We start from the raw sequence: 20044 nt of genomic DNA, 5'->3' as shown, positions 1-20044 counted from the left end.
ACGAACCGCGTCACGCTGAGCAAATGCCTCTCCACTTAAGCGGGGCAAGTCCAGGCCTGCTCATGCGAAAGCGAACTGCTGGAAGTGGACGAAGCGCGTGAGAAAGTCCCTGCTCGCTCGTACGTCCCTTCTCCGGTTGACGCGCCACTCCCATTTGAATGCTCATCTCGAAAACCGCTAGTCGAAGTGTTCTGAGAATCAGATGAGCGATTGTCAGAAGTCACATAGCGAAGCTGATCCGATTGTTGTCCTTGGACCGATGCCTGACCACTCGCGCCACCTTGGCCACCCGCGAGTGTGCCTTTTGAACCTCGACCTGCGCCGATGGGCAGGCCGGCTGAAATGCTGCCGCCGATCTGGCTTGATACCACTGCAGATCGATCTCGAGCTTGATTTATCGAAATCCCTTGGCCGATTGTCGAGCGTTCTTCCGAGCCTTGGCTGCTTGATGCAGTAGTACGATCAAATCGATCCAGGGACGTGTTCGCAGAACGCCCAGCGCTGGAATCCCAGCCGCTTGTGGTTTCGGTCGACTTGCTCGTTCCGCTCCGGTCAGTCTTGGTCCACGTAATCAGCTCCTGCGCTGCGTTCTCATAGGCCTGGGACTGCCGATGGGCGGCGCTCGCCATCTCGCGCCACTCAGCCACGTTCCCACTCGTCGCAGTCGGCGTGAATGCGAGCTTGGACATGGCCGGGCCGGCATCGATGACCTCCTGGCCGTTGCCAAAGCCAGTCACGACTGCACCATTATCGTGCCGCCAGCTCATGGCGGCGTTACCGCCCATGTAGCTCGGGGCCGTCGTCCACTGATCGCTTTGGCGCATGTTGGAGGTCGAGTTGGCCCAGCTCACATTCCCGTAGGAATAGTTGCCGGTTGTCTGTTCGACCGCAGCGGCTTCAGCTGCATTTTGCGCCGGGGCCAGCATACTGGTCGCCTGCCCCGCGATCGACATTGCCCCGCGGGCGAGGCCTGCCGCCAGAAAGGGTATGCTCATCAGCATGAAGCCGGCGATCGTCGCCGTCTCGGAATTTACAGCAGCGATCCCGGAATAGCTTCCCAGCGTCATCCCGCCGCCCGATAGCCCGCGCACTGCGCTCTCGGCCCGGGTCATGCACACCATGTGCAGGATGACGTATAACGGGCCCCAGGCGGCCAGATAAAAAAAACCCATTGCGTACCCGCGCAGCGCATTCAGACCGGTCTGGGGCATCATGAACAGCGGGAAGATCACCGGGAACATCGCGAAAAACACGACGGTGAGCACGATGTTGAGAATGGGAACCCACGCCATCGCCTGCTGCGCGATCGAGTTGTAGGTGTTGCGCGCCTGGATATCCGCCCGTGTCGTGGCGAATGCGTCGATCGAAGCCCCGGCGGTACTGCCAGACATCGCGTCTCGGGCCTGCATGAACGCGTTGATAGCGGTGTTCTGGCGCATGACGCCGACAAACCCGTCACTGTTTCCGGTAAAAGCCGCGTTGATCACCGGGACGTCGTGCGCAAGCTTGGCGGCGGCGGCCTCATTGCTGAGCCGGGGATACACGATCTTCCCCCAAAGCGACGCATTGGCCTGGATCATCGTTTCCCACTGGGCGCTCAAAGCCTGATAGGCCGTCCTGCAGGTGACGATGTGACTGCTGATTGCCCCGCCCGCTGCCCGGTCAAGCCATTCCTGCGATCGCGCTTCGGATCCCGGGCCCACTGCAGCCCAGAGATCTGGTGCCCTGGACAGGTCCGTCAGCGATTTATGGTGGAGGAGGATATCGCCGAAAACACAGTTCTTGAAATGCTGCTCGAGATTGGTCGAGAACTCCGCATCGCGGATGGTGAAATTGCGGGTCGCGTCGAACAGCCGCGCGCCATAGACCATACCGTTCGTGGTGTAGTTCAGCTCGCCGGGCATCACGAATACTGTTTCGGCAGTCCGGGTCAGCCAATCGCCAATCTGGGTCGTGAAACTGGCTAACACGCCCAGTCCCAGCGGCACATTGTCGACCGTTGCCGGCGCCAGCGACGGGTTGATCCGGTCCGTGACCTTTATATCGACGGTCGGCACCATCAGGCAGAGGTAAATCGCTGTGGCGCCCAGGAACCAGTTGAGCCACGCCTTGTAGTTCAGGCTGAACGCGACCGTGATCAGGGAATAGATCAGGCCCATCACCATCACGACGCGGATCAGGGACTTGTAGCCCCCTCCCCCTGACCAGGCGGCGACCGCGTTGAACGTGTTGACGAGATACTCGCCTCCGCCGACGGTGAAGACCTCGAGCATACCCCCCTCCCCGCTTTACATCAGACCTTGGGCATTGAGGCTCCGCGAAAAGCTGAGCGCCGCCTGCATGCCGGGCGACATCGCGTTCTGCAGCGTGGACTCGAGCATCACGCTACGGTTGATGATCATCAGCGTTTCGTTCAGCTTGTTGCTGAGCTTGATGTCGCGCTGCGTGAATTTTGCGCGTGTCGCGGCAATCTGCTGGCGCCACTGGCTTGCCGTCTCCTGATCCGCAGTCTGGTAGAAGACCTTGGCCTGCTCGACGCGGTCGAGCATATTATCCAGCATCGCGTTGAGCATATCGATTGCGACGATTTCCGAGAGTGTCTGGATCTCGCCATCCGCCAGCACCTGATGAGCCATCGCCTGTACCGCGAGGATTTTGTAGAGCGGGATTGTCGCGATGTTGAGGAGCTGTCGCTCGCTTGCGCTCAGCGCCGTGTCGCTCCGGATCTTGCTGCTGATCGAGGTGATCATCGTGGCGATCCGAGGGCGCAAGGCGGAGCTTGCCGGCACCGTCAGCGCCTGTTCGCCGATGGTCGTGCAATCGCTGTTCGTGCATTTGAGGATCTTCACGGGTGGCGCGCTGGCCGTGCCGTCGAGGAGCGCCGTGACGACGGCCTCCTCGGCCGGCCCCACAATGTCGACCTGCGGCCCCCGATTGCTGTCGGCGGGCGGCCGGGTCACCACGGTGCCGACGATGGTCATGATGTATTCGGAGAATTCCTGATCGAAGGCGCCGAATTTCTGGGACTTTCGCAACGCTTCCCAGGTGTAGTTGTGCGGCTCGCCGATGAGTTGCTCCTGCATCCTTGGATCAGCGTTGCGGGCGATCGTGCTGTCCCGCTGGCCGCCATTGTTGCAGCCTTGACGCGCCGCGGCCCAGTCCGAGAAAATCCCCTGACTGTTGCCGACGGCTTCGCATATCGTCGAGCGCGTCGTCTCCATCTGAGGCCAGATGCCCCCCACCAACGCCTGGGCGGTCTCACAGGAGGAGATGTTCATCTGGTTGAGAAGCTGCGCTTTTTGAGAGAATTCGTCCATCACCTTCCCGATCTCGGGCGAGACGCTGTCGATCGCGAGCTTGAAGGCGAAGCCCAGCGCGTTGTTCGCCGTCGCCTTCAGCATCGCGACGATCTCGCTCGCATTGATGAAGGAGAACGAACCCGAGAACAGGTCGATGCCGCCACAGCCTGCACGGGCGCTAGGTAGCTGAAGGTTGAACGGCGCGACGCTTTTCTGCGGGAAGCGCGTCCAGACATTGCCCAGTGAATAATATCCGGCAGACTGCCCCTGATAGGCCGATGGGCCGGTCACATTGGCCGCGCCCCCGGCATCATTGAAGAAGCTGTTCATTTCGCCGGCGACGTCCGCGCGCGCGACGCCCGTTAACGCCAGGTTCGCGGCAGCCATCAAGGCGAGGCCCCCAGGCAGGCGCGAGCGCTGGAGGCTCATAGCCCTTCTTGTGATCCGCTTCATCAATAGTCGCTCCCCACTTTGGTGTTGGTCAGCGTGAAGATCCGGTCCATGATCTCGTCGGCGCTGAGAATGCCGTAGCCAATGGGAATGGTGCGCCGGGTCGCCGTGTCGAACAGCACCAGAGCCGGTGTCTCATTCCCGCCAATGCCCATCCGCGCGCGCTGGCCACTGTCGACTGTGTATTTTGGGAAGTCCCGGCTGGGTCCACCATCCATCGAGATCGCCATCACAGCCATACGATGGCTGTCAGCAACCGAGCGCAGGATCGGGGCGAACACCTCGCACGCCCCGCAACTCTGCGCGAAAAAGTAGAACAAGCCATATCGCTGACTGAGATTTGTCAGCACGGCATCGCGATCGGCTTTGCGGTTGTCCAGCCAAGCGCGCTTGGCGACCGTGTTGACGGGCCTTTGAAGCGTGTAATCCAGGTCGGGGTGTTGCCAGAGCGCCCGCTGCCAGGTGTCCGAGAAGGTCGAAGCGCGATCCAGTTGCTCACGCTGGAACTGTACATAGGCAATCACATTGGCCTCACTCGGATCGAGAATGGCCCGGGCCCTGAGCTCATCAAGCTGCCGGGTGATCGCGGTCAGGCGCTCGGCCGCCGACTGTTCTGAACGAGCGGCGGGTGGTTGCTCCGAGGGCGGCTCGGGTCTTTCACAATAGAACCATTGCCCGAGGCGCCGCTCGCCGCAGTAAAACCCATCACCCTCCTGCGGCGTCACGATCTGGCTCGCCGTTCTGTCGATGGTCTGGGCGCTGGTGGTTACCGGAGCCGTCAACAGGGCGGCAATGAGCAAGGCGCAAGACATGCGGCCGGTCATCGCGCGTCTCCCGCTTTCGTTCCTGCAGGCGCAACAGGTGTTGGCGCGGAAGGCCGGAGGAAGCTGGACGGGACGCTGCAGCATGAGAAATCTGGGGGTGTCGGGGCGCAACGCGTGGACAGCACAGCGACGATGGGTCTGGCTTCTGAACCATGGGTGGGCGGGGCCATGAGGAGAGCAGCCAACGAGAGGAGCGGTTCGGCGATCAAGGGCACAATCAAACTCCCTTCCTGAAGGGTGGCGACGAAATTGGAACCGAGAGAAGATCAGGTGGAGCGGGAGCGCGAGGCTTGCTCAATGCCGCTGGCCGAGCCGCAGATACAGGAGCGGAGAAGCTGTTCATCCGCCGGTCCCATGCAGGTCGTAATAGTCGTTTATCTTGTCCTGAATTTGCCGCATCGTCTCGACCTCGTCAGGCAATTTGGCGGCGTCCATGAACTCCTTGTAGACCTCCGTGAAATCCATCCGCGAAAGGTCGAGGCGCGCAAATTCCTCGATTGTGAAGCCCTGACACTGCTCCCTTTTGGGAGCGCCCCAGGGCTTGCCGAGCTGCATACGTCCCTGTTCCTGCAGGATGCGGCTGAGTTTGCTTTCGAAGCAGCAATAAGCGGTGCGCTTCGTCTTGCAGATCCCCAGGAAGCTGGACGAGCAGTAAGTGCCCAGCTTGTGGCAGAACCCCATGCGGTCCTTGATATCGAGGCGCATTTCACTCTGTGAGCACGCGAACATTGCGAGGAAAGGCGTCGCCAGGGCCGCGATGGCGGTCGGACCGCCCGCCAGGGCGCCAAGGCCAGCCGCCGCGGTCAGAATACCCGAGGACTTGCCCGCGCAGCAGTTGATCAGCCCGAAGACCGGCTTGTGGCAAGTTTCCCGTGCGCCCTTGAAAACCGTCAGGTTATTCTCGTCAAACTCCTCCCCGGCCTGGTCGATGGCGTGAAGAGCAACCAGCGCATCCTTGAACTCCGTCGAGGCTTCCCGAACGATCGGTTCGCATTCGCCGTTGATGCAATAAACGTCATTGCCGCAGATATATTGGGGGGCGTCGTCAGTCGCACCGCTCGGTGTCGGACAACGGTAGATTCTTTCGAGAACCTTGCAGGCGCTGCCGTCCGGCTCCTCGTCCAAGCATTCTGTACGCAGATACGTACATTGGCGGTTCCCCTCGAGTTCACCACAATCATTGGCAGAGGAGATGCGATTGCATTGATAGGTGCGCTCCCAGGCCCAGCAAGGCTGCGTCACGGGCAACCCATCGACGATCCTGGTGACAGGGTCGCTTGACGTGCAGACCTCGCTGTCGAGGACGCAGTTTTGGTCAGCGGCGTTTCCTGCGCACATCCCCTCGTTGCGGGTGATCACTGGAGCAGCCGGTTCATCCTGTCGTGTGAGCCAGTAGTTACCGGTCGAAACGACCGTGCCCGGATGATAGAAACCCGGGGTGATCCCCTGAGCCTCGGCCGAGCACTTCACCTCCACGGCGGTATGGCCAAGACGCCTGCAATCGGGTGCCGCCGTATAGCCGTAGGCCGCCATGCTCCCACAATAGTCGATCGGCCGGCTTTCCCGGCATATGCCAGAGGCGATCTCATCGTCGAACGCGGCGCGAGCAGGATATGGACCGCCGTCCTGCGGCATCGTGCGCAGGCGCCCGGCATAATAGGTGTACACCGTGCGCCGATCGGCTCGGACATCCAGGCTCACAGGGCAGGTGCGCGTCTCCGGATCCACCTTATCGCCAGCATTGCACGTCGCTTCGTAATATCCGGCGCTCCCGGCAGCAGGCGGAAGCGGCACGCATGTTCCGCTGCTCCCGCCATAGTCTTCGCCCGCCAGATAGGTCTGCGGATCGTCCTCGACGGATGTGGCGCGAGCCGTCGTCTCGCGGATTTCGAATGTGCTGAACGTCGGGCGGCTGCGCTCGGCATCGGTCGTGATGCGATACGCCTGATTGGAAGATTTGGCCGCCTGGGCGGCGGCCTCAAGCCGCTCTGGATCGCTGAAATAGGAGCCTTCCGGAAGGGTCGTTCCGGAAAAACCTGGAACCGCAGCGGCCTGCGCGTCGCTTGAGGGGACCAGCGCGGAATCCTGCCGCTTCTCCGAACCCAAGTCCTTGCCCTGTTGGCGCGCCTCCTCGAGCGTCATCTGCCCATAGGCTGGTGCGCCTACCCCAGCCGTGGCGAGAAACATGAGCCAGGCAACGCCCCATCTCATGGCTTCGACTTTCGCATGTTGGATAAGCCGATCTCGGCAACCCGAGCGCCAGGTCCCTTGCCGGCGGCGAACTGCTCAAGCGCATATTCGAGCGTCACATTCCCGATGAGCCGGTCAAAGGGCGGCAGCTTGGTCTGACAGTTGAAGCCTGCACAAAGGTCGAAGTCGGAAGAGACCGAAACGTAGGTTGGCACCGCCTGAACATCGAAAGCACGGAACAGACGAGGATCGATGCCAATGCTGGTCATGTCGTCGCGGGTCACCACCTGGCCCAACTGGCGCATGAAGGCCTTCGCCGAGTTATCGGGAAAGCCGCGAAAAACGACGACACCGCCTGCTTGCGCCGTGTCGGCGATGAGACGTTTGAGCGAAGCCTGGGGCATGGAAAGGCTGGCAAAGACGATCAACTTGGGCGCGTCGCCACCGGGCACCGCGGCATTGGCGGCCGCGCCTTTCACAATCTCATCGAAATCAACCGCGCCGGGCGGGCCTTTTGGAAGATCGCTGGCGGAAACGCGGCGCATGTTCGCCATTCCTTGGTCCTGCGCCTCTCGCGCATCCTCCCGGAATGTTGCCCCGCGATCCTTCACATGCTCGACAAGCGCCTCGGCATCGGCCTTCATTTCGGCCGAACGCTTGCGGATCGCATCGACGTCCTGCCCGTCTATTGTTTGCGCAAGCGCGGACAGGCCGACCGTTCCGACGATAGCGAGAAGTCCAAATCTGATCAGGCGCATGACCCCCCTCCCCTACAGCACACAGCAGTTGCGCTTGCGCCAGACGAGGTAGCCCATGTCCTCGCCGCCGACGGGAAAGGCGCGACCAGCGTCCGGCGGCATGGTCGAGGCGCCGATGGCCGAGCAGGCAAACCGCCCGCTGACAGTCGGGATCGGATTGACCATTTGGAAGCGATATTGCTGCTTGCGCATGATCGGCATCAGATACTTCTTGCAGAGTCCGGCCGACCCCATGGTGCCCCAGGCGAGAGCCTGGCGGTGCATCTTGTAGGCGAAGCGGGACAGCGCCAGCCTGGAGGACTGCACATGGCCGATCGAGGCAGGTATATTCCCGTTCAGCGGATACATGCTGCCCTGGCACCCCGCACACCAGAAGAGCGGGTCGAGCGGGAGGCCGACCGTTCCCGCGATGCAATCGCCCGCGCACGCGGCCTTTGCGATCGGATTGGCAAAGACGATCGCTTCGGGATTGTTGAGTGCGCTCAGACTATCGTCCTGCCAGAGGGGGTCGACCTCCGTCATGTACGCGATATCGAATGATGCCTGCTCGAAGCAGAGGAAGTCCGTCAGGATTTCCATCCAGTAGAGCAGCGGGTACACATACCAGTGGACGTGCCATTTAGCGGTGCTCTGAGACCGACCGCCCACCATTGAGGGACCGGCCAGATAGCCCTGCCCAATATCAAACCCCGGGGAAATGCGCACGCCTCCAAGGTTTGGGAAGCACCACGGCTTCATCGTGACGTCAGCAAGGCGGACAGGCTCCCAGAAGCCGACCGAGATGCCGATACGAGGCAGCGGATCGGCGCAAGCACAGATCGGCGAGGCGGGATTGCTCGTGTCCGGACGGCCGCTAGGCCACAGCCGCGCTCCGCCAATCGACAGCGGAAACAGGCATGACCAGCAGACGTCGGTTATCGGATTGACGAATTTTCCGTTGCAGGTTGGCCCGGCCGCAACTGCGGGGCTTGCGAAAAACATGCAGCTCAGAAGAAGCGCAAGCGCGGCGCCGACGGTGCGAAGCCAGGTCATTTTGCCTCTCCCTCGTTTGGGCTCATCAATGCCGCATCCGCCCGGTTCTTGCGGGTCCAGTAGAGCCCCGTCTGCAAGAGCGTTGCGATGAGGAGGCAGGCTGCCAGCGGGGTTGCGAGGCCAGGCGCCAGCGTCTGCAGATCCTCGAAGAGGAACAACGTCCCGGCCAGAGCCAGACAAAGCACCTGCCAGCACAGGCGCAGGCGCCGCAGCTCTGCTGTTTCGGGTGCCGCCATCGGGGTGCGGAGCAGGTCGAGCCAGAGCGGCATCACTTGCTCACTCTCGCAGGCAGGACCATTTCGGAGACGCGCATCACCGTTCCGGCCCGCGTCACGACAGCCGGTGTGTGCCGGATGCCGAACCTATGGGTGAGTTTGCCTTCCTGATCGAAATAGAAACGTCGCTTGCGGGCCGTCATCGCCTCGATCGGCGATCCGTTGACGAAGATGATCTTCGCCTTTGCGTCAGCGAACTGCCGGGTCGCCCAGTCCAGTTGCCCCGCATCATCGCCGTCGACAAAAACAAGATCCTGCCGGATCACAACGAAGTCGAGCGGATTGATCCTCTGTCCCGCGGAGGCGATTAGGTTTCCCTTCTGGTCGCGAATGTCGCGCTCGAGCGTGATCGCCGGATCGAAATTCCAGCTTCTGGGCTGGTCGGCCGCTGTAATGCCGGCGACGGGCGTGGGACGCCTGACCTTCGCCTCCACCCTTTTCGCGAACATGGCGTTGACCCGGTCGAGTTCACCGGTCGCCTGCGCACGGCGCAAACGCGTTTCGATCGTTGCCAAAAGGTCGGTCTCGATCACCGGGAAGGTCTGGCCGACCTGGCCGAAGTCGCGAGCCTGGCTACCTACCGAGCCTGTGAGAAGCAGGGCGGCTCCGATGCAGCCCAGCCCCGCAAAGGTTTCGACCGCGCGGTTCATAGCACGGGTGTCCCCACGCCGATGATCTGGCGCTGGCAAACCAGCCCAATCTCGGCGTAGCGGCTGTCAAAGCCATCCTTGTGCGCGGTGCCAACATAATAGCAACCGCCGGGAATGACGCCGGTCTTTCCGGGGGAAAGGCGCTCGCCCAGGCGCGTGCGCTCTTTCATGCGGGCGACGTCGCGGCCATCCACCCGCACGATCGGACCGTCATGCGTAACGACATCGCCTGGCATGCCGTAGACGATCTTGCCGAACATCTGCGGACGGTCGCCGAAATGCCGCCGCAGCAAGGGCGAGCGAGGCGGATCAAAGAATATATAGTCGCCCCGCGCGGGAGCAACGCCGCGGCGGATCAGGAATGCCCAATTGGGCAAGGACTGGGTCGCATTGATCAGAAACAGATGATGCACTCGCCAGTCGGCGATCGCCGAAAGCGCCATGCTTCCTGCCACGAAAATCGCGAGCAGAACCCAGAGCCGCCTGGTCGCGGCCGATCCCCGTTCGCGGACCTCACTGGCCATTGCCGTCACCGGGGCCTCCGAAGGTCGATACGGAGGGGGTTGGACGACCCGTCACAGGCTGAGCGGGATATTGCGCGGGCACGTCAGCGCCGGCTGTCATCGGATCAAAGCCTTGGAATGGCTCGGTGGAAGGGTCGGGAGGGAGATTGGGCACAACCGCCGGTGCCAGAGGCTGCTGCATTGGTTGTTGCCGCTGGGCGGATGCCGGCGCGGGAAGCCTGATCCCGGCTGCATAGACGGCGCGGCGCAAACCATCAGTGATATCGGGGACGTTTTTGGTCAGGACCGCTTCTCCGACCAGAACGACATCGCCCTGTGCGCTGCGCTTTTGCAGTTCGCCATCCAGCGCTGCCATAAACGCCTTCATTTCCGCCTCGACCTGCGCAGGAGGAGCGGATGAGCGAGCCTGTGCCTGCACATATTCCCCGACGATGTTCGACAGGCGCGCGGCCACCAGATGGTCGCCCGGCGGGGTCAGAAGCCTCTTGGTCACCCACATCGACCAGATGAGCGCGATCGCCACAAACAGTCCGGCGAAAAGCTGCGAACGCGACAGTCCGGCAAAGCGGGCCTTCTTGCGAACCGGCCCGTTGGTCTTTCGAGGCGGAGGGGGAAGATCGAGTTCCGATTGCCGGTCAACCATGACGGTCCTCCAGTTTGGGCAGCAGGGCATGGCGCCGGACGATCAGCACTGCGCTGGACAGGAGCAGATGGGCTGCGAGCACGGTCATCCGGAAGCTTGCCAGGCGGTCAGGCGTGGCGGCGACGTAGCGCGACGCAAGGTTGGCAAGCTGATGCATCAGCCCGTCGAACGAGAAGCCGCCGATCACGATGAACGCGAAGGCGAACAGGCCCCACGTCAGGAGCAGCGTCGTTGAAATCACTCCGGCGACATGGAGCAGGACGAAGAGCATGGTCGCGAGCGGCGGATTTCTACGCCGCCGCCGAGCCGGCTGAAGCAAGGGAAGCGACATAGCTTCTACTCCGCCGCCAGCGGCGCAGCATCACTGCCGCCCGAGGTCCATTTTTCGGGTGCGTCGGGATAGGCAACCCGCTCGATCGCCTCGTCCATGCCAAGCCCTTCATGGACCAGGGTCTCGATCGACGCGAAGGTCTTCGGGCTCGAGGAGAACAGGGCGGCGGAAAAGGGATCCAGCACGAGCCGCCCGATCGCCAGGGTTTCGGGCCCCTTGATCAGGATGTCGGAATATTCAAACCCATTGCGCTTGAGCGACCGTAACAGCGCATCGGTGTAATCGTCCATCTCGAAGCGGTCGTGCTTCTTGAAATCTGCGATCGTCTCGGGTTTTTGCTGAAGGATCACGAACCAGTCGCTATTCTCCAGCGCCGCGATGGAGCCTTCGGATTTATAGTAATCGTTGAGCGACTGGGTCGCAGTGACCAGCGAGGCTCCATATTTCCGGCAGGTGCGGGCATAGGTCTCGATAAAGTCCGCCATCGCGCCGCCCTTGAGCATCTGCCAGGCCTCATCCAGCAGCAGCGCCTTGGGTGTTGCCCGGTCGACCTTGCGCATCATCTGCTGGCTCATGAACATGATCGCGGTGAGAACGACGCTTCGCAGTTCCTCGCGCGAGGAAAGGTCGGACAGCTCGAAGACCGTCAGCTGCGCCTTGAGCTCGAACGACACTTCGCCTTGGAAGAAGCGGCCATAGGTGCCTGCGCTCGAAAAGGGCCGCATCGCGATGCCAAGATTGACGGCCAGCTCGTTTCCGGTCTCCTCAAGCGCGACGATGACGTCGTCGATCGAACCCGTGCGTCGCTTTTGCTCCCAGACCTGGTTGACCGCGCCATCGATCAGACCCCGTTCGGTATCGTTCAGCCGATCGATATGGCGCGACATCTGATTCACGATGGCCTTGAGCATCGCCATGCAGTCGAGCAGATAATCCTCGTCGTCCGCGGCCTGCTCCTCATCAATCATCGAAAACGGATTGAGGCAGAAGCCGGAGCTCATCGTGAACTCGACGAATGCGCCGCCCTGGAGTTTGGCGGAATGCTCGAAGGATCGGCCATCATCGATCACGACCACCCTCGCCCCGGCGCCGCACAGCGAGGCGCAAAGCTCCTGCAGGGCGACCGATTTGCCGGACCCGGACTTGCCGAACACGGCAACATTGTGGTTGCCAGCCATGTTCTCGAACGGCGACCAGAAGAATGGCTGACCGCGACGTCCAATGAGAAGGAGGTGCGGGATCTGCCCGCCCAGATATTCGCCCTGGATGGGCGCGAGGTTGGCAGCCGTCGTGCTGAGCATGGTGCGCATGCGCTTCATGCGATCGAGATCGCGCGCCAGCCCGTTTGCCATCGTCATGGGCATGGCGCACAGCAGGCCCATGATCTGGAGATAGCGGTCGTCCAGAAGATCCCAGCCCGCGGCACGGTAGACGGATTTGAGGATACGCTCGTTGGCGTCACCCTTGCCCTTGGGCGAGAAGGCGGTGACGCTGTAGAAGAGTCGGACGAGCTTGCGACCCTGGCGGATCTCGTCGTTGACGTGTTTCCACTCCTGGCTTTGCTCGCGCAGCTGCGGCAGGAAGCGAGCGGACTTGGAGTCCGCAAGGCTCGTCGTGCGCATGAATTTGTACCCTGCCTTGCTGCTGGCCGTCTGAGGGTCGGGAAACTCCAGGCACAGGTTCGTCGAAACGGGGCAAGGCATGCGGAGCTTGTCGGTAAACATGTCACCGATCAGCCGCGCACAGTCCCACGGTGCCCAGCGCTGCGGCAGATTGCGGACTGAAAAGGACCGCACGTCGAAGACGTCGGGATAAATCTCACCGATCTCCGGAGCGCCGCCCAGATTGCGCCCGGTCGGTCTGAACCGTTCGGTGCGCAGCAGGATGCGATCCGGATCGATCTTCATTTCTATGTCGCGCCGGACCGCCTGATCCGCGATGGGATCGAGCGGATTGTAGCTGACACCATCGTCCCCGGGCGCGGTCGTTGGCGAGGTAATGTCGTCGACCCAGGCGATGAGGTCCGTTGGATCCATCTTGCGTGCCGAGACATTGACCGACGCCAGCGCCGAGATCAGCCCGTCCATGACGGTGACGATGTCCTCGGCCGATACGGCCGAGCTTTCCGGCGTCGAATAGGAAATGGCGACCCGGTGGTTGCGAAGCGAAAAAGGCGCATCGGCCGAAAGCGAATCCCATACGCCTGCGGTCAGAAATTCGACGCGGTGCTTCGCCATGCGCTCATAGACGCCGGACGCCGAGTATCGGGGCAGATACCAGCGCGAAAGCCGCTCGCTCACCCGCGGGCTCATCCACTGGTGGAACTGCAGACATCCGGGAGCCGGTATCGCTTCGGACAGAAACTGGGTCAGGATTTCGCCGGTCCGCTCGTCGGCGCCGACGAGCGGGGCTGCCTCAATCACGAACCCGCGAGAGGCGCTGTTGTAGAAAATCCCTGTCTTGGGATCGTAGCTGCGATAGGGAAGCCAATGGGCGAGCATCGGCACCCCGAGCGATGGGCCCTGCGCATCGGGTTTCTTGGTGTCGCCGAACAGGCCGGACAGGAGCCCATCCACCAGGCCACGCTTCCTGGACATCATTCCGGCTCCGTTATGGACGCCGGAAATGTTCCGGCCCTGATGGTCTCGCGCGGCATCGGCGACACGGTTCCTGCGCCGCCTTCAGGCGGCCTGGCCGTCGTTCCAGGGGCGCCGGGTTTTCCAAAGTCATTCGCTGTAACCGGCGTGGCCTGACCCTGCGCCTTATCCTGCGGAGCAACCGTGGCTTCGGTGACAGCGGGCGGGGTCGGCTTCGTCAGATTGCTGGCATCTGGCTTGGAACCAGCGCCAATGCGCCCGTCCGTTGCGCCAGGTTCCCTCACCCGCTCGGCCTTCAGGCGGCGGTCGACATCGGCCTTGATGTCAGCAAGGGGGTTGCCAGCGCGGGCCCGGGCCGCGTCAACGATGGTGGCGTCGGGAGGGCCCATGCTGATGCCGGTCCCCTCATTGTGTGCAAGAGCAGCGTCGACTGTATCGCCGTTGGTCGGCGCCGGGGCGAGGCCGACAGACCCAAGGGGCGTCGCCTCCAGGCGCGCCTGCTCCTCCCATTCCCCTTGTTGTACGACCGCGTGAACGGCACTGGCTTCATGCCATCGCCCATGGTCATCAACATAGGGTTGCAGGACGATGCGCAGGACCTTCTCCGAGGTTCTGGGCGCTCCCTTTGCTACCGCTGATGCTGTGGATGGGGCCTGGAGCGCCCGAATGTGGTCCGAAACGGCAAAAGCTTTGGGCGCGGATGCGCGAGGCAGAGGCGCTATGAACCGGTCGCCTTCGTCACCGGAAATCAGCGCGAGCGCATGATCGTCGATCGAGGAGGCCGGCGCGCAGATGCCGTCCGGTGCAGGACAGGAAAAGCTGCCCGCTATGTTTCCCCCAAGGCTCGCGCAGCCGCCGAGGGCGACCAGCGCGAGGAGCGTGGGGGCGCTACCGACGCGCTTCACGATCGGGGCGACGATCATGAGCGTGCCGCCTTGAGCCAAGTCTCGAGAAACGCTTTGGGGCGATACCCCTCCAGCATGGCCCCGTCGCTGCGCACGATGACGGGTGTTCCGGACAGGCCGTGCTTGCGCGCAAATGCCTCATTGGCATCGAGCCCGGAGGTATCGCATTTGGGGGCGCTTCCAGCCACGGGCTCCCCGGAATAGGCAGCGTGCAACGCTTCTTCCCGGTTTTTCGCGCAGTAGACGCGCTCGGCCAGATCGCGGCTGCCCAGAACTGAAATAGGTCGTTCCACGACCCGGACCTGCATCGAGCGCAGGACATTGCTGAGCGCGCGGCAATAGGAGCAACGGAAATCGCTGAAGACCGTGACCGTCGGGCCCGCCGGATTGCCCCAGATGATCGCGCCCTCTTTCGGCAGGCTATCGATTGGCAGCCGGCTGATCGAACCAGGTGCGGCCGAAAGCTTGCTCGAGCCGCTGGCCCCCGGCCCGGCAAAGTTATCCTCTTCCTCGGTGCGACCCGAAGGACTGCCGGTTGCATTGGCGACGGCTGCCCCGCCCACCAACATATCCGGATTGATCTCGAGCAGGCGCGCAGCGGTCAGGTCCTGCCGCGTCTCCATGTCGTAGACTCGACCGATGACAAGATACCGTGCGCCATGGTCGACATAGAACAGATTGGCTCCTGCGGTTACCTCGCATAGCCCGGTCAGTTTCTCGCAATCGACCTTCGTCAGGGGTGTCTTGGGGAGACGTGCCTTCAGCAGGCTCTCGACCTTCGCTGCTGGACGGACGTAATCCTGCGCCAGCGCCACCCCGGCCGCGCCGAGTATCGAGCAGAGCGCGATCGCGGATGCGGGCATAATCCAGGCGCGAGACGGTCGATCGGGCAAACGCGCGCTGAACCACTCAATTGCGGACATAAACACCCTCCAGAAAAACGATTTCAACGTCGATCCCGGTCGGCATCTCGATCACCGGCTGATATTGTTCGGCGCGTTCGATCAGATATTTCGAGACCATGTCGCCGGTCTGCGCCGCGCCCTCGCCGAAGCCGCCTTCCAGCAGTTCGCCGGCTGAAAGTTTGTCGCGCTTGCCATTGGTGATGGTGGTGCCTTGAAACACCGAGTTGGCGTTGGCAGAGAAGCCCCGTCCAAATCCCCCGAAGAGGCCGGCAATAAACGCCTGGGTCACAAGACCGCCCTCGCGCGATACAACGCGGCCGCGCACGCCAGTCTTTCCGCCAAAGGCAAGGAACCCCTTCACCTCCGATACGGCATAGCGCCCACCCGGTTGCGGGCAGGTCATCTTCTGCAATTTTACATAGACCTTCTCACTGGAAAGGTCCCCGCGCGCGGCGCCGTTTACCAGGCACCCTTGCACCTTTGTCGTGAGCAGCTTGCCATTCTGCAGGACCGATCGCGCCGGCCCGGTGATACGCAGCACAACCGGCAGTGGGTCGCTCTGGCTGTTGACCCCGGCACTTGCATCGACGCCGACGATGACGCGCGCGGAAGCGAAGCTGTTGGGCGGGAGATAGTTCGGGCTGTCCGTGTAGACGGTATTACCCTTGGAAATCTTTGAAGCCGTGCTCGTGTCGGCAGTGCTGAAATTGACCAGCTTGACCTCGGATGGGTGGCCGATAGGCGGTCCATTCTTGTCGGCAGGCATGTCCTCGGGTCGCTGATAGGCCTGCGGACCACGCGGCCCGTACATGGCCGAGGGTCCCGGGGCAGGCGGGGGCGGAGCGGCGGCCCGCTCATTGATCTGCCGCCGCAGTTGCTCATTCTCCGACTGATAAGCCGATACCACGCGCTGTCCGTCGGACCGCATCGCCATGTTCTGGCCCTTCAGCGCCTCGACCTGGGCGCTCAGTGCTTCCATCCGTTCGGACTGGCCGTTGACGACCTTGAGCTGGTTCTCGGCTGCCTGAAAGCGGTTTTCCGACAGGGCCATCCATTCCTGCTGCGACAGGTTGCGGTTGACCATGTCCTTGGTCGAGACCTCAACTTCGGTCGGTTTGTCGGTTTCGCCTTTGCCAGAGGACTCCTCGCCCGAGAAAATCCAGAAAGAGGATGCAAGCAGTCCCGCACCGGCAACGCCGACCAGAAGCAGTCGCTGTTTGCGCCGCACGGCCTCATTGCCGGACAGTTCGTCCCCAACCGGCGAGACGCCCTCCCCTTCCTGGCCGTCCAGGGGCTTTCGATCACGCTTGAAGATGTCGGTGAGAGCCATGTTCTACCTCGGGTTCGGCGAGACCAGGTAGGCGGTTGTCACCTTCCCGGGCTCAAGCTTGGGTTCAGCAATCGAAACAGCGAGCGCGCTTCGCGGCGCGAGCATGGTCTCGGTAAGCTCGATCGCTCCTGCACCGGCATTCTCGACGCGCAGCACACGGCCGATCAGATCCGACCCGCGATACTCAGCGATCATCTGGATCTTGAGCGAGCCGACATAGACCGGCCTCAGCGAGCGCTGACGCATTTCAAAGCCGTCGATGACGCCATTGGCGTACATGCCGCGGACCAGCTCGAGGGCCGCGTCCTGAGGGCCGGGCTCGCGTCCTCCCGTGGCGGCATCGGCGGCATGCTCCTTGGCGATTGCCGGATTGGAGACGAAGATTTGTGCGGCCTGGTCGCCAGTGATCCTGCAGACGAACTTGTAGACGTAGCCTCGCTTGCTCGTGCCGAAGAACGACAGGGCCGATCGCGAGAAACCATCCGGTACGGAGAGATAGATGTCGCCGCGTACCGGCTCGTTCACCACCGAAAAATCATCGACCGGATTACCGGTGGAGATTTTGGAGACGCTCGCAAACTCATCCTCGACCAGGCTGATCCGTGTGAGATCCTTGGCTGAAGCCTGACAATCGACCTGAGCGCTGTCGGCAGCGACAATGGTCTGGTCTGCCCACGCCGGCGTCGCGAGGGACAGCAACGAGGCGCACAGGACCACCACGCCCATCCCGCGGCTCGTGATGCAGTTGATGCGTGACGCCAGGAGCGTGCCGATCGCCGCGCCAAGGATGGCGTAGAAGATGATCATGAGGGGCGTCCCTTTTCGTTCGAGACCATTCCAAAGCCGGTGAGGCGCAGGGAAACGCCGGAATACTCCCAGTCGTATTGGAAGGTGCGTCGCTCTCTGGAGATCACTTTGTCGCCGACGATCGTGTGGAACTCGCCCGTAACCCGCGACTGCAGGCGCTTCGGATCGATTTCCATTTTCTGGATGGTGAAGAACTGCGCGATCGAGGATCCGCGTTGCTCATCGACGATCTTGAGGAGCTCTGCCTTGAGCTTCCCGTAGGCACGCGGAGAAGCGATCGCTAGCACGGATTCCATCCAGTACTCCAGATTGCTGGGGGAACGATCGAGGGTCAGAACCACAACATCGCGTGTGATGAGTTCGAGATACTCGCGGCTGACGCCTGCACTGCTGACGGTCAGGGGCGAGCGCAGCACCGGCTGCAGCACGACCTCGCGATCACGCGAAACGCCGATCAAGAGCAGGACGCCGGCCAGGCTCGAGAGCGCGACGACCGCGATCAGCAGAAGATTGCGCTGCTTGAGCAGACGCTGATTATGCGCATGGCTGTAAGCGACTTCCATCTTACCCCGCCATCAATCGAAGATAAGAGGGTGGCGTGGCCCGCATGCCGGTGAAACCGGCAGGCAAATGCCAATAGGCCAGATGAAGCAACCACGACGCCGTGCGCCCTGCCTTAGCCTTTCTGAGACCCCACCAGCCCGCGACCGCGAGTATCAATCCGATGAGGATGTGCTGAAACAGGATGCCCCAGGTGAATGGGATCACCATCGCCAGGAACTCATCCAGGGTCCACAGCCCGATCAGCTCAGGATCGTCCAGATGAGACGGTATGCCGTATTTGTCACCGGCCATTGCACCACCCTCCCCCGATGGATCAGGGCTGCCACCCCGACCACGGAATGCTTGCGTCAGATCGTGGCGGTGACCGTCGAGGTGACGATGGGAATGCCGGTTCCGGCGCCGACCCCCACACCCACGGGAATGGCGACCTGGCCGAGGCTGAAGCGTCCCGACGCCAGAGCGACCAGGCCGCCGCCGAGCGAGAGAACGGTGATGATCTTGCCCCCCGACCCCTGAAGGAAGTCGGTGAACATGGTGAGCGCCGTGTCGAACGTCGTATCGGCGCCGGCATGTGCCGGTCCGGCAAACCAGAGAAGCGCGAACACGAGCGCGGCGCCGGCGATGATTGCCAATTCCAGTCGCCGCCCCTGTTGGAGAGTTGCATGCATCGAGACTGATCCCTTGCTGAAGGGCGTGGCCTGTCCCCGCCCCTGAGCAAGGGTGCATCACCCCGGTGCTGGCTCAAGGCTTCTGGCAGCAAAGCGTTAACCCTACTGTGCGATTTTCTTCCCAGCCCCTCGGACGGGCGTGAGCTGGTGATTCTCTGTCCCAAGACGCGGCTTTCGTGTCCCATATGCGGGACATCGTGACCCTATATTGGGACAGCGCGTCCCGGAAAATATTGGGATAGAATGTCTTCCCGGAAAGCGCCCCGCTTAGCGATTCGCACTCTCCATCCGGGAATAAACCTTCCCATCGATTGTAAGGTATAAGACCCTCGTGTAAGGAGGGCGAGGATGACTGAGCGCCGGTTGCAGATCGACCCGATAACTGAGGCTTTGGCAGGAACAGGCTGATGGCAGGTGATACGCGTAGCTATGCGTTGGACGTGTCCGAACTTCTGTTCCGGCTTTCGACCGAGAGCCTGCGTCTGCGCTCCAATGACACCTTAAGGTTCGAAACCGTCGCGAGCCTTGTGAACGCCCGCGTCGAGAAGCTTCCTTTGACCCACCTCGACGCAGTGGATGTACGCGCTCATTTCGACGTCGTGGAGAGCAAGGGCCCAGTCCGGGTTCACGTGACCCTGCCGCGAAGCTGTGCCGACCTGCTGATCGAGGAGAAGCGGCGCTTCGCAAAGCTTCTCGATCGAAGCCTGACCATGGCGGATATGATCTCCATTCTGTTTTTCGACTTCGTCGCAGAGCATCATTCGAAGCGGATACTCGGAAAGATTGGCATGGACGAAGGTGCGTCCGGCCAAGACAAGCCGACTTCGGTCACCTGACCGAAATATACCGTCACAATCGTGCAACGCCGGTTCGTCTGAACCGGCTCCTTTCGGTGTCGAAAAGCTTGCCAAGGGTACAAGCTTTTGTTCTTGTTGGGGCCTGCTCCGACTTAGGACAGGGGGATTATGTCGACCCTAGGCGCGATCGAGCCAATAGGAGGTGCTGTCGCTCAGGAAGCGCACGGCCAACTTTACATCGACCTGATGCGTCAGGCGATGGCAGCCAAGGATCTGGGCCTTCGCCCACTCGCGCAGAAGACAGGGATCAGCAAAAGCCGTCTCGGGCGCATCTTGCACCCGAAACTGGCCGAGCGATCCCCTATAACCATGGGCGAGTTTCGGGTGCTGCTCGAAGCGCTCTGAGGTGGTCCCGCCTTCTTGGACAGGTTTGCGGCTAAGTTAAGCTAATCCCGGTTGTCATTCACGCCGCCTGTTTGATCATCAGACCATGGG

20 protein-coding genes and 1 pseudogene are annotated in these 20044 nt (G+C 62.0%); 2 read left to right on the top strand and 19 right to left on the bottom strand.

Annotated features, from left to right (window positions below; genetic code table 11):
• Window positions 1-53: 53 nt before the first annotated feature.
• From ACQKJZ_RS10440 to ACQKJZ_RS10350, 19 genes and pseudogenes are all read right to left on the bottom strand, one after another.
• Window positions 54-2273: pseudogene (locus ACQKJZ_RS10440) on the bottom strand (conjugal transfer protein TraG N-terminal domain-containing protein); the annotation flags it as partial.
• A gap of 15 nt (window positions 2274-2288) precedes the next feature.
• On the bottom strand, window positions 2289-3686 hold the full coding sequence (locus tag ACQKJZ_RS10435; protein ID WP_380773659.1) for a conjugal transfer protein TraH: 1398 nt from the start codon (window positions 3684-3686) through the stop codon (window positions 2289-2291).
• A 65-nt stretch (window positions 3687-3751) separates the two neighbouring features.
• Complete coding sequence (locus ACQKJZ_RS10430; protein ID WP_125961501.1) at window positions 3752-4573, bottom strand: conjugal transfer protein TraF; 822 nt, start codon at window positions 4571-4573, stop codon at window positions 3752-3754.
• A 339-nt stretch (window positions 4574-4912) separates the two neighbouring features.
• A complete protein-coding gene (locus tag ACQKJZ_RS10425; RefSeq protein WP_427731077.1) occupies window positions 4913-6715 on the bottom strand; it encodes a conjugal transfer protein TraN in 1803 nt (600 codons plus the stop codon).
• A gap of 65 nt (window positions 6716-6780) precedes the next feature.
• On the bottom strand, window positions 6781-7521 hold the full coding sequence (gene trbC, locus ACQKJZ_RS10420) for a type-F conjugative transfer system pilin assembly protein TrbC (protein ID WP_125961499.1): 741 nt from the start codon (window positions 7519-7521) through the stop codon (window positions 6781-6783).
• Window positions 7522-7533: 12 nt separating this feature from the next.
• On the bottom strand, window positions 7534-8553 hold the full coding sequence (traU, locus tag ACQKJZ_RS10415) for a conjugal transfer pilus assembly protein TraU (RefSeq protein WP_125961498.1): 1020 nt from the start codon (window positions 8551-8553) through the stop codon (window positions 7534-7536).
• On the bottom strand, window positions 8550-8822 hold the full coding sequence (locus ACQKJZ_RS10410) for a hypothetical protein (protein WP_125961497.1): 273 nt from the start codon (window positions 8820-8822) through the stop codon (window positions 8550-8552). Before ACQKJZ_RS10410 ends, traU begins: the two co-directional genes overlap by 4 nt.
• Window positions 8822-9478 carry a type-F conjugative transfer system protein TraW gene (gene traW, locus ACQKJZ_RS10405; RefSeq protein ID WP_125961496.1) on the bottom strand — a complete coding sequence of 219 codons (657 nt, stop codon included), beginning with the start codon at window positions 9476-9478 and terminating at the stop codon, window positions 8822-8824. Before traW ends, ACQKJZ_RS10410 begins: the two co-directional genes overlap by 1 nt.
• Window positions 9475-10002, bottom strand: coding sequence for a S26 family signal peptidase (locus ACQKJZ_RS10400; protein ID WP_125961536.1), 528 nt, complete (start codon window positions 10000-10002; stop codon window positions 9475-9477). Before ACQKJZ_RS10400 ends, traW begins: the two co-directional genes overlap by 4 nt.
• Complete coding sequence (locus ACQKJZ_RS10395) at window positions 9992-10645, bottom strand: type-F conjugative transfer system protein TrbI (RefSeq protein ID WP_125961495.1); 654 nt, start codon at window positions 10643-10645, stop codon at window positions 9992-9994. Before ACQKJZ_RS10395 ends, ACQKJZ_RS10400 begins: the two co-directional genes overlap by 11 nt.
• On the bottom strand, window positions 10638-10976 hold the full coding sequence (locus ACQKJZ_RS10390) for a hypothetical protein (RefSeq protein WP_125961494.1): 339 nt from the start codon (window positions 10974-10976) through the stop codon (window positions 10638-10640). The genes ACQKJZ_RS10395 and ACQKJZ_RS10390 overlap by 8 nt, the downstream gene beginning before the upstream one ends.
• A gap of 5 nt (window positions 10977-10981) precedes the next feature.
• Window positions 10982-13573 (bottom strand): type IV secretion system protein TraC, encoded by a 2592-nt coding sequence (gene traC / locus ACQKJZ_RS10385; protein WP_125961493.1) that lies wholly within the window; start codon window positions 13571-13573, stop codon window positions 10982-10984.
• Window positions 13573-14496: a TraV family lipoprotein gene (locus ACQKJZ_RS10380; protein ID WP_125961492.1), complete on the bottom strand. Its 924-nt coding sequence runs from the start codon at window positions 14494-14496 to the stop codon at window positions 13573-13575. Before ACQKJZ_RS10380 ends, traC begins: the two co-directional genes overlap by 1 nt.
• A complete protein-coding gene (locus ACQKJZ_RS10375; RefSeq protein WP_125961491.1) occupies window positions 14493-15401 on the bottom strand; it encodes a DsbC family protein in 909 nt (302 codons plus the stop codon). The genes ACQKJZ_RS10380 and ACQKJZ_RS10375 overlap by 4 nt, the downstream gene beginning before the upstream one ends.
• Window positions 15388-16713, bottom strand: coding sequence for a TraB/VirB10 family protein (locus ACQKJZ_RS10370; RefSeq protein WP_125961490.1), 1326 nt, complete (start codon window positions 16711-16713; stop codon window positions 15388-15390). The genes ACQKJZ_RS10375 and ACQKJZ_RS10370 overlap by 14 nt, the downstream gene beginning before the upstream one ends.
• Before the next feature lie 3 nt (window positions 16714-16716).
• Window positions 16717-17520 (bottom strand): type-F conjugative transfer system secretin TraK, encoded by an 804-nt coding sequence (locus ACQKJZ_RS10365; RefSeq protein WP_125961489.1) that lies wholly within the window; start codon window positions 17518-17520, stop codon window positions 16717-16719.
• On the bottom strand, window positions 17517-18083 hold the full coding sequence (locus ACQKJZ_RS10360) for a type IV conjugative transfer system protein TraE (protein WP_125961488.1): 567 nt from the start codon (window positions 18081-18083) through the stop codon (window positions 17517-17519). The genes ACQKJZ_RS10365 and ACQKJZ_RS10360 overlap by 4 nt, the downstream gene beginning before the upstream one ends.
• A gap of 1 nt (window position 18084) precedes the next feature.
• Window positions 18085-18375 (bottom strand): type IV conjugative transfer system protein TraL, encoded by a 291-nt coding sequence (traL, locus tag ACQKJZ_RS10355; protein ID WP_017502443.1) that lies wholly within the window; start codon window positions 18373-18375, stop codon window positions 18085-18087.
• 56 nt (window positions 18376-18431) lie between these two features.
• On the bottom strand, window positions 18432-18752 hold the full coding sequence (locus ACQKJZ_RS10350) for a hypothetical protein (RefSeq protein WP_125961487.1): 321 nt from the start codon (window positions 18750-18752) through the stop codon (window positions 18432-18434).
• A 407-nt stretch (window positions 18753-19159) separates the two neighbouring features.
• Between ACQKJZ_RS10350 and ACQKJZ_RS10345 the strand changes: the two genes are divergently transcribed.
• Both ACQKJZ_RS10345 and ACQKJZ_RS10340 read left to right on the top strand, forming a co-directional pair.
• The gene (locus tag ACQKJZ_RS10345; protein ID WP_125961486.1) at window positions 19160-19588 is read left to right on the top strand and encodes a hypothetical protein; all 429 of its coding nucleotides are present in this window, start codon (window positions 19160-19162) and stop codon (window positions 19586-19588) included.
• 129 nt (window positions 19589-19717) lie between these two features.
• Window positions 19718-19954, top strand: coding sequence for a hypothetical protein (locus tag ACQKJZ_RS10340; RefSeq protein ID WP_427731076.1), 237 nt, complete (start codon window positions 19718-19720; stop codon window positions 19952-19954).
• Window positions 19955-20044: the final 90 nt, after the last annotated feature.

The organism is Sphingomonas sp. NPDC019816, assembly GCF_050274375.1.
In the GTDB taxonomy this organism is placed as follows: Bacteria; Pseudomonadota; Alphaproteobacteria; order Sphingomonadales; family Sphingomonadaceae; genus Sphingomonas.
Note: the sequence above shows the minus strand (reverse complement) of the source record. Positions and strands in the feature narration are given on the sequence as shown.

What these genes read in the sequence shown, in the direction of transcription:
- ACQKJZ_RS10340 (WP_427731076.1), top strand. Translation starts at nt 19,718, where the DNA reads ATGTCGACCCTAGGCGCGATCGAGCCAATAGGAGGTGCTGTCGCTCAG.
- ACQKJZ_RS10435 (WP_380773659.1), bottom strand. Translation starts at nt 3,686, where the DNA reads ATGGCTGCCGCGAACCTGGCGTTAACGGGCGTCGCGCGCGCGGACGTC.
- ACQKJZ_RS10425 (WP_427731077.1), bottom strand. Translation starts at nt 6,715, where the DNA reads ATGACGCTCGAGGAGGCGCGCCAACAGGGCAAGGACTTGGGTTCGGAG.
- ACQKJZ_RS10430 (WP_125961501.1), bottom strand. Translation starts at nt 4,573, where the DNA reads ATGACCGGCCGCATGTCTTGCGCCTTGCTCATTGCCGCCCTGTTGACG.
- ACQKJZ_RS10395 (WP_125961495.1), bottom strand. Translation starts at nt 10,645, where the DNA reads ATGGTTGACCGGCAATCGGAACTCGATCTTCCCCCTCCGCCTCGAAAG.
- traU (WP_125961498.1), bottom strand. Translation starts at nt 8,553, where the DNA reads ATGACCTGGCTTCGCACCGTCGGCGCCGCGCTTGCGCTTCTTCTGAGC.
- ACQKJZ_RS10400 (WP_125961536.1), bottom strand. Translation starts at nt 10,002, where the DNA reads ATGGCCAGTGAGGTCCGCGAACGGGGATCGGCCGCGACCAGGCGGCTC.
- ACQKJZ_RS10345 (WP_125961486.1), top strand. Translation starts at nt 19,160, where the DNA reads ATGGCAGGTGATACGCGTAGCTATGCGTTGGACGTGTCCGAACTTCTG.
- traL (WP_017502443.1), bottom strand. Translation starts at nt 18,375, where the DNA reads ATGGCCGGTGACAAATACGGCATACCGTCTCATCTGGACGATCCTGAG.
- ACQKJZ_RS10360 (WP_125961488.1), bottom strand. Translation starts at nt 18,083, where the DNA reads ATGGAAGTCGCTTACAGCCATGCGCATAATCAGCGTCTGCTCAAGCAG.
- ACQKJZ_RS10365 (WP_125961489.1), bottom strand. Translation starts at nt 17,520, where the DNA reads ATGATCATCTTCTACGCCATCCTTGGCGCGGCGATCGGCACGCTCCTG.
- ACQKJZ_RS10390 (WP_125961494.1), bottom strand. Translation starts at nt 10,976, where the DNA reads ATGTCGCTTCCCTTGCTTCAGCCGGCTCGGCGGCGGCGTAGAAATCCG.
- ACQKJZ_RS10410 (WP_125961497.1), bottom strand. Translation starts at nt 8,822, where the DNA reads ATGCCGCTCTGGCTCGACCTGCTCCGCACCCCGATGGCGGCACCCGAA.
- ACQKJZ_RS10350 (WP_125961487.1), bottom strand. Translation starts at nt 18,752, where the DNA reads ATGCATGCAACTCTCCAACAGGGGCGGCGACTGGAATTGGCAATCATC.
- ACQKJZ_RS10375 (WP_125961491.1), bottom strand. Translation starts at nt 15,401, where the DNA reads ATGTCCGCAATTGAGTGGTTCAGCGCGCGTTTGCCCGATCGACCGTCT.
- ACQKJZ_RS10380 (WP_125961492.1), bottom strand. Translation starts at nt 14,496, where the DNA reads ATGATCGTCGCCCCGATCGTGAAGCGCGTCGGTAGCGCCCCCACGCTC.
- trbC (WP_125961499.1), bottom strand. Translation starts at nt 7,521, where the DNA reads ATGCGCCTGATCAGATTTGGACTTCTCGCTATCGTCGGAACGGTCGGC.
- traC (WP_125961493.1), bottom strand. Translation starts at nt 13,573, where the DNA reads ATGTCCAGGAAGCGTGGCCTGGTGGATGGGCTCCTGTCCGGCCTGTTC.
- traW (WP_125961496.1), bottom strand. Translation starts at nt 9,478, where the DNA reads ATGAACCGCGCGGTCGAAACCTTTGCGGGGCTGGGCTGCATCGGAGCC.
- ACQKJZ_RS10370 (WP_125961490.1), bottom strand. Translation starts at nt 16,713, where the DNA reads ATGGCTCTCACCGACATCTTCAAGCGTGATCGAAAGCCCCTGGACGGC.